The 12,390-nt window shown below is 69.2% G+C and carries 19 protein-coding genes; 17 read left to right on the plus strand and 2 right to left on the minus strand.

The window, feature by feature from the left end; translation table 11 throughout:
* The first annotated feature begins 17 nt into the window (after positions 1-17).
* From ABZX37_RS10385 to ABZX37_RS10435, 11 genes are all read left to right on the plus strand, one after another.
* Positions 18-287, plus strand: coding sequence for a hypothetical protein (locus ABZX37_RS10385; RefSeq protein ID WP_354738034.1), 270 nt, complete (start codon positions 18-20; stop codon positions 285-287).
* Between the two features lie 160 nt (positions 288-447).
* Positions 448-702: a hypothetical protein gene (locus ABZX37_RS10390; RefSeq protein ID WP_354738035.1), complete on the plus strand. Its 255-nt coding sequence runs from the start codon at positions 448-450 to the stop codon at positions 700-702.
* Positions 703-990: 288 nt separating this feature from the next.
* Positions 991-1,368 carry a hypothetical protein gene (locus tag ABZX37_RS10395; RefSeq protein ID WP_354738037.1) on the plus strand — a complete coding sequence of 126 codons (378 nt, stop codon included), beginning with the start codon at positions 991-993 and terminating at the stop codon, positions 1,366-1,368.
* 112 nt (positions 1,369-1,480) lie between these two features.
* Positions 1,481-2,590: a nucleotide kinase domain-containing protein gene (locus ABZX37_RS10400; RefSeq protein ID WP_354738039.1), complete on the plus strand. Its 1,110-nt coding sequence runs from the start codon at positions 1,481-1,483 to the stop codon at positions 2,588-2,590.
* Positions 2,591-3,174: 584 nt separating this feature from the next.
* Positions 3,175-3,348: a hypothetical protein gene (locus tag ABZX37_RS10405; RefSeq protein ID WP_354738041.1), complete on the plus strand. Its 174-nt coding sequence runs from the start codon at positions 3,175-3,177 to the stop codon at positions 3,346-3,348.
* A gap of 262 nt (positions 3,349-3,610) precedes the next feature.
* Positions 3,611-4,390, plus strand: coding sequence for a metal-dependent hydrolase (locus tag ABZX37_RS10410; protein ID WP_354738294.1), 780 nt, complete (start codon positions 3,611-3,613; stop codon positions 4,388-4,390).
* Positions 4,387-4,593 carry a hypothetical protein gene (locus tag ABZX37_RS10415; RefSeq protein WP_354738043.1) on the plus strand — a complete coding sequence of 69 codons (207 nt, stop codon included), beginning with the start codon at positions 4,387-4,389 and terminating at the stop codon, positions 4,591-4,593. The genes ABZX37_RS10410 and ABZX37_RS10415 overlap by 4 nt, the downstream gene beginning before the upstream one ends.
* A 150-nt stretch (positions 4,594-4,743) precedes the next feature.
* Entirely contained in the window at positions 4,744-4,947 is a 204-nt protein-coding gene (locus ABZX37_RS10420; protein ID WP_354738044.1) for a hypothetical protein, read from the plus strand.
* 797 nt (positions 4,948-5,744) lie between these two features.
* Positions 5,745-5,993, plus strand: a complete 249-nt coding sequence (locus ABZX37_RS10425) for a helix-hairpin-helix domain-containing protein (RefSeq protein WP_354738046.1) — start codon at positions 5,745-5,747, stop codon at positions 5,991-5,993.
* A gap of 132 nt (positions 5,994-6,125) precedes the next feature.
* Complete coding sequence (locus ABZX37_RS10430) at positions 6,126-6,614, plus strand: hypothetical protein (protein WP_354738048.1); 489 nt, start codon at positions 6,126-6,128, stop codon at positions 6,612-6,614.
* 136 nt (positions 6,615-6,750) lie between these two features.
* Positions 6,751-6,909, plus strand: a complete 159-nt coding sequence (locus ABZX37_RS10435) for a hypothetical protein (protein WP_354738050.1) — start codon at positions 6,751-6,753, stop codon at positions 6,907-6,909.
* 156 nt (positions 6,910-7,065) lie between these two features.
* Here ABZX37_RS10435 and ABZX37_RS10440 read toward each other — a convergent pair whose 3' ends face one another.
* Positions 7,066-7,623, minus strand: coding sequence for an NUDIX hydrolase (locus tag ABZX37_RS10440; protein ID WP_354738052.1), 558 nt, complete (start codon positions 7,621-7,623; stop codon positions 7,066-7,068).
* Positions 7,624-7,658: 35 nt separating this feature from the next.
* On the minus strand, positions 7,659-8,315 hold the full coding sequence (locus ABZX37_RS10445; protein WP_354738054.1) for a hypothetical protein: 657 nt from the start codon (positions 8,313-8,315) through the stop codon (positions 7,659-7,661).
* A 282-nt stretch (positions 8,316-8,597) separates the two neighbouring features.
* Between ABZX37_RS10445 and ABZX37_RS10450 the strand changes: the two genes are divergently transcribed.
* The 6 genes from ABZX37_RS10450 (at position 8,598) to ABZX37_RS10475 (ending at position 12,390) form a co-directional block, all read left to right on the plus strand.
* The gene (locus ABZX37_RS10450; protein ID WP_354738056.1) at positions 8,598-9,032 is read left to right on the plus strand and encodes a hypothetical protein; all 435 of its coding nucleotides are present in this window, start codon (positions 8,598-8,600) and stop codon (positions 9,030-9,032) included.
* A 51-nt stretch (positions 9,033-9,083) separates the two neighbouring features.
* Positions 9,084-10,733: a hypothetical protein gene (locus ABZX37_RS10455; protein WP_354738057.1), complete on the plus strand. Its 1,650-nt coding sequence runs from the start codon at positions 9,084-9,086 to the stop codon at positions 10,731-10,733.
* Positions 10,730-11,437, plus strand: a complete 708-nt coding sequence (locus ABZX37_RS10460) for a hypothetical protein (protein ID WP_354738058.1) — start codon at positions 10,730-10,732, stop codon at positions 11,435-11,437. The genes ABZX37_RS10455 and ABZX37_RS10460 overlap by 4 nt, the downstream gene beginning before the upstream one ends.
* An 11-nt stretch (positions 11,438-11,448) precedes the next feature.
* A complete protein-coding gene (locus ABZX37_RS10465) occupies positions 11,449-11,700 on the plus strand; it encodes a hypothetical protein (RefSeq protein ID WP_354738059.1) in 252 nt (83 codons plus the stop codon).
* A 184-nt stretch (positions 11,701-11,884) separates the two neighbouring features.
* The gene (locus ABZX37_RS10470; protein WP_354738060.1) at positions 11,885-12,058 is read left to right on the plus strand and encodes a hypothetical protein; all 174 of its coding nucleotides are present in this window, start codon (positions 11,885-11,887) and stop codon (positions 12,056-12,058) included.
* Positions 12,059-12,144: 86 nt separating this feature from the next.
* On the plus strand, positions 12,145-12,390 hold the full coding sequence (locus ABZX37_RS10475) for a hypothetical protein (protein WP_354738061.1): 246 nt from the start codon (positions 12,145-12,147) through the stop codon (positions 12,388-12,390).

Below are 12,390 nucleotides of genomic sequence, written 5' to 3' on the forward strand. Positions count from 1 at the left end.
CAATGGAGCAGCAAAATATGTCCGAGACGCATGCAACGGCAAACACGGCCGATTCCTGGGCTGGCACCTACATGGGACCGAATTTGCGGGAACACCCGCAGATCCCCAAACCGTTCTCCGATTACACCGCGGAAGACTGGGACACCTACCACGAATGGGCGGCCAGCAATCTCCGCAGCGAGGCTGCGGCAGCAGAGACCCATCGGCTCTTCAGCCCCGCGGTGATTCAGAAAATGCAGGACGCCGCGGACTGGCACGAGAGCCAGCTCGGCGGGCAGCCGCACTGACCTGAAAGGCCTGCGCAATCTGCGTCGAACACGACACCCCAGAACATGGCAAGAGGGAGCCGGAACAGCAGGAAAGGATGTCCGGCGCTGTCGAGACGGAGAAAATCTTCTGGCTGACATAGCCCGACCGCCCCAGCGATCGCCAGAGGAGGGCATGAGAATGGACAGGCCGCGGCCGAAGACCCCGCGCAGATCCGCGACGCAGTCCGCCGGCGAGGCGTCGTGGCACGACGAAGTCGGGAAGCTGGAGGAAGACCTCGATGCGTTGCGGGGGATCGGCAAAGCGCTCTCCGCGGCCGCCCGCGAGATGAGCGAGGCTGCGCGGGAGGCTCGGCACTCACGGACCAGTCCGAGTCGACAAGGAGAAGACCGCCGCTGCGACACCCCGGAGTGCCGTCGCGAACGTCGGATCTGAAGCCATGCCCCGGTCCGGCTACACGATTCCGGCCGCCGGTGACGTAGAGCGCCGGGCGGCGGCCGGACGCGGGCAACACCGTCGCACCGAGACAGCGAAGCCGCGCCGGCATAGTGTCGGCGCGGCTTCGCCGACAACGTCGGCTGGCTCGCCGATCCGGAGAACCAGCGCACCGAGAACGGCACAGCACTGGACGGTACACGGGGTTCTCCGCGCACCGGGCCGGCAAACAGGCGGATCCGCGCGGAACGGCTCTCCTCGGCCACGTCCGGCGAGCAAGCAGCCGCCATGCGGAGCGACCGCACGATCGAGGCGATCAGCAATGGCTATGGTCTGAGCATGACCGATGACATGTCGCTCACTGAACACGCCCGAGAGCTGCACAGGCAGTTCGGCGCATTCTGGGTCCGCGTCAACGCCGTCGTCGACGACGGCACCGCGCGGCTGACGTCCCAAGAAAAAGCTGCGGTGCAACGCGAACTCGCCGATCTCGCCCGCCTTCCCTGGGACGTCGCAGAAAGCCTCGGCGGGGCACCCGACGAGAAGCTGAGCGACGAGGCGATCGCGGCCCGCGCGCGGATGCTCGAGCACTTCGGCCTGGACAACGACGCCAGCCCGCGCGAGGCCTGCGCGTCCGTGACCCACCCCATCAGGACACAGCCTTAGCGAATCCCCTGTGCAGCAACGCCTCATCCGCCGTCAGGGGGTCCCCGCCGCGACCACGACCGAAACCGTGCCGCGGCGGCCCGGCCGCGTCAGTACGAGCAGGAGAGGTTCGATGACCGAGATCGGCCCAGGAATAGACGCTGCACAGCTGGCACAGCCGATGGACGGACGCGAACAGCCGCACCGCTCGCTCGGTCCCGCGGTTGCGTCACCCAGCGTGCGGGTGGCGGGTCGGGTGCTGCGCCCGACGCCGGTGTTCGACACCTACTGGCGGTTCGCCGCTGCCCGGCAGGGGATCTACCTCGCCCGCGTCGCAGGCAACCCCGGGCCTTGGACCGACGATGCGATCCTGGCGCGGCACCGGTTCACCAACTGCTACCGCGCCGCAGACCGGGTCAGCCAGTACTTGATCCGCCGCGTCGCCTACACCGGCTCCCAGGACCCGGCCGAGGTCGTGTTCCGCGTGCTGCTGTTCAAGCTGTTCAACCGAATCTCGACCTGGGAACTGCTGGCCGGAGAACTCGGCACGCCCACCTGGTCCGGATTCGACCCGGACGCATGCGACGATGTGCTGGGGAAGGCGTTCGCGCGCGGCCGCAGGCTCTACTCGGCCGCCTACGTCATCCCGTCCACGGCGATGGGCGGACACCGCAAGCACACCAACCATCTGCGGCTGCTGCATCGCATGATGGCCGACGGGATCGCCGACAGGGCCAGGGCATCCTCGTCGCTGCGCGCGCTGTTCGAGACCCTGCGTGCCTACCCGGGGATCGGCGACTTCCTCGCCTACCAATTCGCCGTCGACCTGAACTACACCACCGTCGTCGACTTCAGCGAGATGGACTTCGTGGTCCCCGGCCCCGGCGCCCGCGACGGAATCCGCAAGTGCTTCGGCCCGACCGGCGACGGCATCGAGCCCGACATCATCCGCTACATGGCCGAGCACCAGGACGAGCACTTCGCCCGCCTCGGCTTGCGCTTCCCCGGCTTGTGGGGCAGAGCGTTGCAGCTCGTCGACTGTCAGAACCTGTTCTGCGAAGTGGACAAGTACGCCCGCATCGCACACCCCGACATCCCTGGTCGCAGCGGACGCAGCCGCATCAAGCAACGCTTCGCGGCCGTGGCCGACCCGGTCTCCGCCTGGTTCCCGCCCAAATGGAACCTGCCCGTCCCAGGGCATGCGTCCCCCGAACCCCGGCAGCACTGCCGTCCTTCGCGCTGAACCCGGCACCTGATGCCGCAGAACCGACGGCCTTCAGCTCGCTCGGCCGGGTCCACGCGGCTGCGACAGCCATCGGCCGAGCCATTCACCGGAAGAAGTCCAACCCGGTACCGCGAACGACGCGCCCGACCCGCAACGGAGCACCATCAGCGGTGCCTCATCCACCGTCGAGCACAGGCACCGTCGCCGCACCCCCGTAGGTCCCGACGCCGAACATGCCCAGGAGGCCGACTCGCCTGCCACCGTTGGGCGTCGGGCCGACTGTGCAGTCACGCCACGAGAGCAGAGGCCGGACGGCCGCAGCCCTGACGTCATCCGCCGGCGGCGCGCCGGCCGCGCCTGGCACGAGAGCGAAATCGGCCAGCACCCGCGTCGACCGGGCATCCGGTACCGAGCCGCGCTGCGATGAGTCGTCGATCACCGCGCGCATCGCAGCCTCCGGAGGACAGGCCCGGCGTCGAAACGGCCTGCGGATCCGGCCGCTTGCAGCCCATCGGTCCGGCGAACAGCGTCGGCTGCGGTGGCATCGCCTGGTCGGGAGTCCGTGCTGCGCTCAAAACACACCATGAGAAGGGAACATCGCAATGGAGAAACTGGTCGAGGACTTGGTCAGCGGAGACCAGATTGTGCAGTCAGACCTGCGGTGGGACCGCGTCCACGGCGTCGATCCCGAGCAGGAGCCGGGCATGGTGTTCGTGACCACGGACAGCGCCCCATCCATCCGCTACGCCCGCGGAACAGTGGTCACGGTCGCCTGAGTCGCGTCGCCGGAACCTGTTGCGGCGCGGCACAACACCGCCCGCACGATCCTCGCATGCGAAGCACGGGGATCGAATCGAACGCGACGTGCGGCCGCGTCGACGGTGCGTCCGCCCCCCGGAACCCGAACACCTGTGAACGGCCCGCCCGACACGAACCCGGCGGCGGCAGCTCCAGCCGCCGGTCACTGACCTCCACCAAGGAGACAACCATGCCCGCGTGCCGAATCGGCTCGCCGACCATGCGCCGGCGGCCGCGATGATGGGCCGCACCCACGCTGCAACAGGACTGCTGGCCGGCATGGCACTCGCGCCCGCAGTCGGCCTCGCCACCACCCACCAGGTGCTGGTGTTCGCAGCCACCACGGCAGGGTTCGCGCTGCTGCCGGACCTGGACCATCCCAGTGCCAGCGCGACCCGGCTGTTCGGCTGGCTGACCGGGGCCGTGTCCTGGATGCTGCGCCGGACCTCAGCCGCGGTGTACGCGCTGACCAAAGGCCCGCGCGACGAGAACGTGAAAGGCACGCACCGGCATCTCTCCCATACCTTGCTGTTCGCTGTGGCTCTCGGGGCGGCGGCGTCGGCCGGGTGCGCCGCCGGCGGGCCGTGGGCGGTGCTCGGGGTACTGGCCGTCGGACTGCTTCTCGCCGCGGAAGCGCTGGGGGACTGGCTGGTGCTGGCCTGCGCCGGCGCGGTGTCCTGGTGGTGCGTCACCGCCCCCGGCGGCCTCCTGACAGAACTCGCCGGCGTTTCGGGCTGGATCGGCATCGCCGTGGCGGTCGGCTGCTTCGTGCACTGCCTCGGCGACTCGCTGACCGAGTCGGGATGCCCGTTCCTGTTCCCGCTGCCGATCGCGGGGGAGACCTGGTACGAAATCCGCCCGCCCAAGCACTTGCGCCTGCACACCGGAAAGAAAGTCGAGACGCGGCTGGTGTTCCCGCTCGTGATCGTCGCGTGCGGCCTGACCGCCCCCGGAGTCTGGGACTACCTGGTCGAGATCGTGCACGCGACGGCCGCGACGACGGCGGGAGGACCGCGGTGAACCGCTCCCTGGAGACGCTCGATCACCCGCTCACCGCAGACGTGCCCACCGCCGTCCGAGAGTGCATCGCGGACGACCTTCTGATCGTGGCGATCGCCCGGCGCGAAATGGCGAATCAATGGCAGGCAGCCAGAAAAGCCAGTCACGAAAGCTCAATAGCCGCTCTTGCCGAGACCGCCGACCCTGATCGCGCGTCGTGCTGATGCGTGGCACCGCGGTCCCGGCTGACGGTTCCGCCCCGCAGAGTGCCGACCGGTGGGCGGGTCGGGGCTGCGGCCCGCCATGCATCAGCACCGACATGCTGCCCGCCGCCGAAATCCTGTTGATGAGAAAAAGAAACCGAAGGAGTAGCGATGAACCTCAACCGCGCGATCGAGCTGGTGGCCGATGACACCCGCGAGAGCACCGACCCGTCGATGACCGACCGCCAAGCGATCGCGAGCGCGCGCACGATCACCCGCGCCGACCTGGCCGTAGTGGACGATGCCAAACTCCGCGAAGCCTACTGCGCGGTCCTCGAGGCAAGCCCCTCCGAAATCGCCGACGCCCTCTCCTAACCCGGCGGCCGGCTCCAACACGACAGCGCGGCTTCGAGCTGATCTCGCTCGGGCCGCGCTGTCGTGCGCGGAAACCTATTCGCCTCAAGCACGCCCGAGCCAGCACCCGTCCCGCCTGGCCCCTCGGGCCACGGGAATCCAGCGCACCAATCAGTATCGTCGTCGAACCGCGCGACCGGCGAACTCGCCGCTGCATGGCTTCCGATCTTGCGCCCGTCGAGGACCGTCGTACAAGTCCGCGGGTCCCGCTGGGGCTCGCCCGATTCCGGTAGGATCCGTCGGTCGACGAGAGAGCGGGGAACGTCGATCCGCAACGGCGCGATCGAATACCGAACAATCGCTATGGTCATCGCGATGACCGACAACGGTTCCCTCGTCGGGCAAGCGCAGCAGATCCGCAGCCGCCTCGGCGCGCTATGGCTGCGTGTCAACGATGCTTCGACTGCCCAGCGGCGACAGCCGAGGAAAGACCGCAGTGCGGCGCGAACTCGACGGACTCGCGAGGCTTCTCCGTGTCATCGGAAGGGGTGGCGTAGGACCCCGACGAGAAGCTGAGCGAAGCAGCGCGCGTGACACGCGCGAAGATGCTCGACCTTCCAGGGCTGGAAGACAACACTGTCCCGGGCGACTAGCGCGGGCAACTGCACTGCAGCGTCTCCGTCCTGCCGCTCCCGCCCGGACTCGGGAACACACAAGGACTGTTCTGCGGGCCGCCTGACCGTCCGCTCCGGCGCAGCGGCAGCGCGCCATCGCCTAGCAGCAACCCAAGCCACAAACGATGAGGAGCCCGGTACGCCATGGGAACCGCCACCGACGCCGACGGCACGCCGATCACCGCGCTGCATCGATACGGCACGACCTGGCACCAGACCAGGCCGCTGCGCAACGCCGGCATCACCACCGTCGAGGCATTCGCGGACCTGGCCGCCCAGCACGAGAACAACCCCGCAGCGTCGGCTCTGGCCGACGTTCCCGACCTCGGGCCCGCACGGATCGCGATGTTGATCGCCGCACTGCGCGACTGGAATGCCCACCTCACCGCCTGACCCGGCCCGTCTGCTCGGAGTCGCCCGACGCAGACACCACCCGGCCCGCTCTCGCGGACAATGCCCCAAGACTTCCGCACGCGAGCCGCAAGGAACCCGCGCGTGTGTCGATGCTGAACCGGAGGAACTGCTGTGGCGAAACAGAACGACCACAACGACCACGTCGACGACGACCAACTCGGCAGCGCGGAATACGCGTCGCGGTTTCTTGACCCGGACAGGGCCGAACTGGACCTGTGGATGCGCGGTTTGTTCCGCGGCCTGGGCTGGACGACCGCACATCGCGACATAGGCGACTACGGCGAACTCTGGCAGTACCCGGGCAGTTTCGCCGGCCAGGAGCTCAACCCGATCGACGCCCTGCACGCAAGCGGGATCGAACCGATGGAAGCCGGCGCGACAGCCGGTCCGACGCCGATCGTCCACCTGCACACCTGCGGCGTCCACAACGGCTGCCCCGACCACCGCAGCGTCGACCGCCAGTTGTCCTGGGACAGCCCCGAACTCCCGGCGGTGCTGCGCGAACTGCAACAGCATGCCGACGCGCTCGACACCGGGGCGATGATGCAATGCTGGGCGTTCGGCTCGTGCGGCCGCACAGCCCGAGAACGCCCTTGGTGACCACTGCCGCGCCCGTAACAGGACGCGATCGCCACCGCGTCGTCGTCCGCGCCGAGCATCCGGGGCTGGCCTCCGCGGGCACCGCTAACGAAGCCACCGGACCGGAACAGAATCGCATCGGAGAGGAAGACGCATCGTGCCGAACGGCATCTGGGCAGGGTTCGACCCGTACGACCAGCAGGCGCACATCGACGAAATAGCGGCGGAGCGCCGCGACGTCGAACAAGAAGCACAAGACGAAATCGCCGCCGAACAGGCCGCGGAACAAGCAGCAGGCCTTGCTTTTCGGTCGTGACTGGCGCAGTGCGCCGGACCCAGCGGAAGACCAGGAACCGGCCCCGTTCACTGCGGCGATCGTGTGCGCAGCTCGCCTGGTCTCCCGTGCGCCCGCTTCGCGAAAATCGCTGGGAGCGCGGCGGTTGCGTCGCCAAACGGACGGGGCCCACCAGGACTAGTCCGTCCGTTCTGGACGCTCTCCGCTCTGGGCATCCTCGGCACCGAGGGTGGCGAGGATGTGCAGCAACCCGATCAGCGTGCCGGAATTCCCGATCTTCCCTTCGGCGATCAGCTGCGGGACCCGCGCCAGCGGAACCCAGTCGAAAATCCCCTCGTCGCGTTCGGTGGGGTCGCCGACCCGCTCGACAGCGCGGGCGGCGTACACGTGGTGCGGGGCGCGGAGACTGCCCACGGCCGGCTCGAACGTCACCAGGTGCCGCAGGCCGCGGACCCTGTATCCGGTCTCCTCGGCCACCTCGCGCGGCGCGGCCTCCTCCGGCGTTTCGCCCTTCTCCAGCAGCCCGCCGGGCACCTCGTAGTTCCACAAGTCCGGCACGCACCGGTGCCTCCAGGCCAGCAGCACGTGCTCGCCGATCTCGTCGAGCACGACCGTCATCACCGCCTCAGGCAGCCGGACCAGGTAATGCTCCTCGCGCGCCCCGGACGGCTTGGTCACGTCGGCCAATTCCACGTCCAGGAACGCCGATCGCAACACCGACCGGACGTTCTCCATCTTCCACGGATCCCCGGGACCACCGGGTGCGCCGTTCACCGCGGCCGTCCGGAAGCCTCGCCGTCGTGGAACGCGCGGTCGAGTTTGGCGTCAATGCCGAGCAGCAGGTCGCGAATCTCGCCGAGAACACCGATGATCGTTTCGGGCGTCGCTGGCGGCGTCGGCTGGGCATGCGACGCGGGCACACGCGCGGGAATGACCCGGCGCAGTGCAGAGATCCCCTTCTTGCCCATATTCGGCAGTTCGCGCAACGCCGTGTCGGGAATCAGTTCGAGTTCTTCGACGCTGCGGAACCGGTTGCGGCTCAGAACCCCGAACAGGCGAGGCGGCAGCAGCGGCTGACGAGTCTGCAGGGGCTCGGGCTCGTCGGGCATCTCCGGCATGACCCAGCCGTCGAATCCCCACCGCAGCATTTCCCGCGCCTGCTCGGCTACCTCGCCAACGCCGATCGGCAACGCCGTTCCTACTTGGATCCGGTACAGGTCCACGCGGGACGCGACTGTGGGCGCGCCGTTGGGCAGCAACTCAGTCCCGAAGCGCACCACGACGGTCAGCGGCAGATACTCCAATTCGTGCAAACCCGCGCGCAGCCCGTCGGCGAACTCCGGGCCGGCGTGACTGTCGGGCCTGGACCCGATGCCGGGCTGGATCGTGCCGTAGCCGGGCGAAGTCGCGGTTCTCGTCGCGTCCACAGGTCGGCCGCGCCTTTCGTGAGTGCCAGTCGTTGCACCATGTCTACTACGCCCGACCGCGCGAGAGCGCCTCCGACAGGCCCTCAAGCCCGGATATCGCCCAAGCCGACCGAGGGCACCTGGCGACGCTCGGCTGGTTTGGCGGCTCGGCGTCCGGATGGCACAATCGCGACCAACTTTAAAAGTTTCAAAGTTGGAGGGTGCGATGCGGAGACCGGTCTTCCGCCCTGCGGCAGCGTCTGCCGCGACGCCGCCCGAACGACCGTCGGATGAGGTGGCTGCGTGAACGCCCGAGAGACCGCCCGCGCGACGCCGGCGCCGCGGACCGCCCCCCGGCGCGACGGCTTCCGCGGCCTGCCCGGGACCGAGGGCGAGCCGCTGCACAAGCAAACGGTCCCGAAAGGCATTCCGCTGTGGCCGGACCAGATCAGAGACCTGAAACTCGCCGTGCTTGCCTTGGGGGAGCGCCGATCCGCAGGCGGGAGGCGCATCACCGACGCTACGCTCGCGCGCATCGGCGTCGACCTGGTGCTGCTGCTCGCCGACGAGATGCACGGCGACGACGAGGAGGAGCTCAACGCCTCGGCGCAGGAAGTGGTGGAAGACCTGCTGTATGCGCGCGAGCTCCTGCGCAAGGCCGTGCCGGACGCCCCGGCGAACGCCAGCACGGCGAGCCTGGCGAGGCGGCTGCAGCGGCAGGCGCAAAGCGGCCGCTAGCGCCGCGTGTCAATTTGAAAACTTTTAAAGTTGGCAGGTAGGGTGTGCCGGGTGAGAGGGGAAGTGCCGGTCATGACGCCACGCGAGGGCAGCGACGACGTCCCGTTCGACCCGACGTCGATCGACTGGGAGTCCCTTCTGCTCGACTCGGGCCGCGATCCCGATGCGATCCGGGACGTGTGGGCGCTGACCCTGGAGTACGCGCCGGACAACGACGAGCTGCGCCGCCGCATCCAGGGTGAGATCGACTGGAAGCTGCTCATGCGCGACGCGGGCAACGATCCGGACGCTGTCGCGAAAGTCGGGAAGCTCGCTGCCGAGTGTGCACCGGGGAACGAAGGGCTGCGCCGCAGGCTCCTTGCCCAATGGACGGCGGCCCGCAAGACCGCCGCACGCCTTGCGGGCAAGGCGCAAGCCGAGGAGGGCCCCCGCAAGAAGACGTCGGCAGCCGCCGGCCGCGCCGCCGCGCCGCCGGCCGCTGCGCCCGCCGAGTCCGGCTCGGACGGCGACGACGATGCGGCCGCGTCCGGCTACGACCCGGCCGAGGAGGAATACAACTTCGTCCGGGACGTGACGAGCACGGTCCTCGACCGCGACGGAACCGAGCTGACCCGTGAGCAGGCGCTGGCCGCACTGGCCGTCTGGCGCGAGCACGTGGCTGTCGACGGGCAGCCGCTGCACTACGTCTACTCGCCCGGGCGGACCGCGGTGACCCTCGGGAACTGGCTGTGCGCCCGCTACCGGGGGCTCACCGGCCCGGTTCCGCTCGCCGAGGACTCGCCCGTCTGGGAGCTCGCGGAAAGCAACCTGATGATGCGGGTCCTGAACTGGACGCTGCCCGAGTTGACGCCGTCCGTCGGCGACCTGCTTGTCGAATACGACGTCTCGGCCCAGTACCTGGCGGCCATGAGCTCGGTCCGCCTCGGCGACGGCGAGCCGAGCGTCCTGGACGCCGCCGCGCTGGCCGAGTGGGAGCAGACCGAACTGGTCAAGCATCCCGGCTACCTGGTGCTCGCCTCGGTCCCGGACCTGTCCGGCCTGCCCGCGCACGCGGCCGCCGCGTTCGCCCGGCTGGAGATCGGCTCCGTGCTGCCCACTCCGCTGGCGACCTACCTGGTCCGGGACCACAAGGTGGCACTCGACCTCGACCGCGCGGTCGTCTGGTACCGGAAAGTGGTCCGCAAGGGCAAGGAAGTCCTTCCCTGCGGACCGAGGGTGGAGCGGATGGCCGAGGAGATCCGGGTCAACCGTTCCCGTCTGCAGGACTTGGCCGCCGCCGGCAACACCGCCGCCGGACATGCCTTGATGCTGCTCAAGGACGTGTACGCGCGATTCAGTTCCGGATTCCTGCGCAGCAAGGACTACTGTCCCGCGGAGTGGCGGCGTCCGGACTGGAGCGACATGATCGCCGCGACCGCGTCCGCGAACAGCCTGCGCCGCCTCGACAAAGCCGCTGCGGGCGGCTGGCACCCGATCGGCCAGATCGCCGACGGCGTCTGGTTCGTCGTCGACGCCGACCCGGCCGACGTCCCCGGCCTCAAGCCCGCCGGTCTGGAACTCGGCACCCAGCCGGGCAAATGGCACCGCAACCGCTGGGGAGCCGTGACCGAAGCGTTCGTCTCAGCGTTCCGCAACGGACGCGGCAAAAAGGCGGGCAAGGAGCTGACCGCGATCAACGATGAGAGGGAGGCCGGACAGTGACCCCGGAAGAACTGCACGGCCCCGAATTCGCAGACCTGATCCGGCAACTCGCCGCGCTCGCCGCGGAGGAACTGCGTGCCGAAGCCCGCGCGGCCGCGCCGGAGCCGCCCGAGTTGGTCGTGCCCGAGCCGCCCGTCTTCGCCGACCCGCAGGAGGCGGCCGCAGCGCTGCGCGAGGCCTACCCCGGCCGCGGCGCCGCGACCCGGAGGCTGGCCGAGGCCGCGCACCGCTCCCGCCGCACCGCACGGCAGTGGCTGCGCGCGACCCCGCCCGGTCGTGCGAACCAGATGATCGCGGCCGTGACCCGGCTGCTGCACGACATCGCGATCGCCGAAGCCGAAGCCGAGCACGCCCGCGCGGCGCGCGCGGCCGCGGACGAAGCCGCGCAACTGCTCGCCGACGCCGAAGCCCGCATCGACGAGGCCGGACCCGGCCTGGCGGCCGACGGGCTGCGCGACTACCACTCCGCCGACGTCGGCGGAGTCGACGTCGCCTACGGCCAGACCGGGAAGAAGGACGGGAAAACCCGGCACATCAACCGCGTGTCGATCAACTTCAACCCGATCGCCGACGAGTTGCCCGACGTCGACGAAGCCGTGGAAGCGTTCGAGGAGCAGGTGCTGGACGACTACGACGTCGGGCTCAGCGGCATCCTGTCCGTGCACGCCTGGCCCGACGGGATCACCATCTACCACCGCCGATGAGGAGAAACGCCGTGACCGCCAACGACCTCGACCTCGAGGGCTGGAAGCGCCGGGTCGAAAACAGCCGCAGCGGCCAGGTCACTGTCACCGCCCTGGCCGAGACCGACACCGCCTTCACCGCGCAGGCCAAGTGCAAGCTCCCCGCCCACGAAGCCGAGACCTGGCTCCGCGTCCTACAGGCCGCCGGCACGGCCGTGACCGGAGTGTCGCAGGACGCCGACGGCACCGTGACCGCCGCGGTGCGATGGTCCCGCATCCGCTGACAGGTCAACGCACACCCGAAAAAGACCCCGGCTGGATGAAGCCGGGGTCTTTTTGTTTCACGAGGACAGTCCAGCGACAGCCACCGGCATCCCGCCCTCGACACACATCGGAACCGCTCGGGCCCGGCCCGCGTCCCGACGGCAACCTGCCGAGACGGCACACCACCGAAAGATAGAATCGACGATGAACGACACCGCCCGCCCCAGCCGACGGCCCGACGGCCGTCCCGAGTCCGACACGGACACCAGGTTCTTCGACCTCCGGGCATCCGGGTACATCGGCGCGCTCGACCCGGACGGCTACGCCGTGCCAGACGTCGAGGCATGGCTCAACCGACAGGCAGACCGCGACCGCTGAGACACCCACCGCGTCGAGACGCTCTGCCGCGCGCACGCAACGACCGCAAAGCCCAAGCACGCCAAGGAAAAACGGAGGACCAGCGAATGAGCGACCGCCCCGACCACGATGCGTATCTCGGGCACACCGATTTCGGCGACTTCGTCGAGCTGTCCTGCACCGGGACACCCGGCTCGCCGATCACCGTCGTCGTCGACCGGGCCACCGGCGAAACAACCACAGACGCCAACGACCCGATGACGGCCGCCGATCTCCGGATACTGCAGGAGATCCTCGACCGCATCGGCGAGCACGGGCTCGGCTGCGCCATGCGCGACCGCTGCCTCGGCTGA

The organism is Amycolatopsis sp. NPDC004079 (genome assembly GCF_040610415.1).
GTDB classification, from domain to species: Bacteria; Actinomycetota; Actinomycetes; order Mycobacteriales; family Pseudonocardiaceae; genus Amycolatopsis; species Amycolatopsis halotolerans.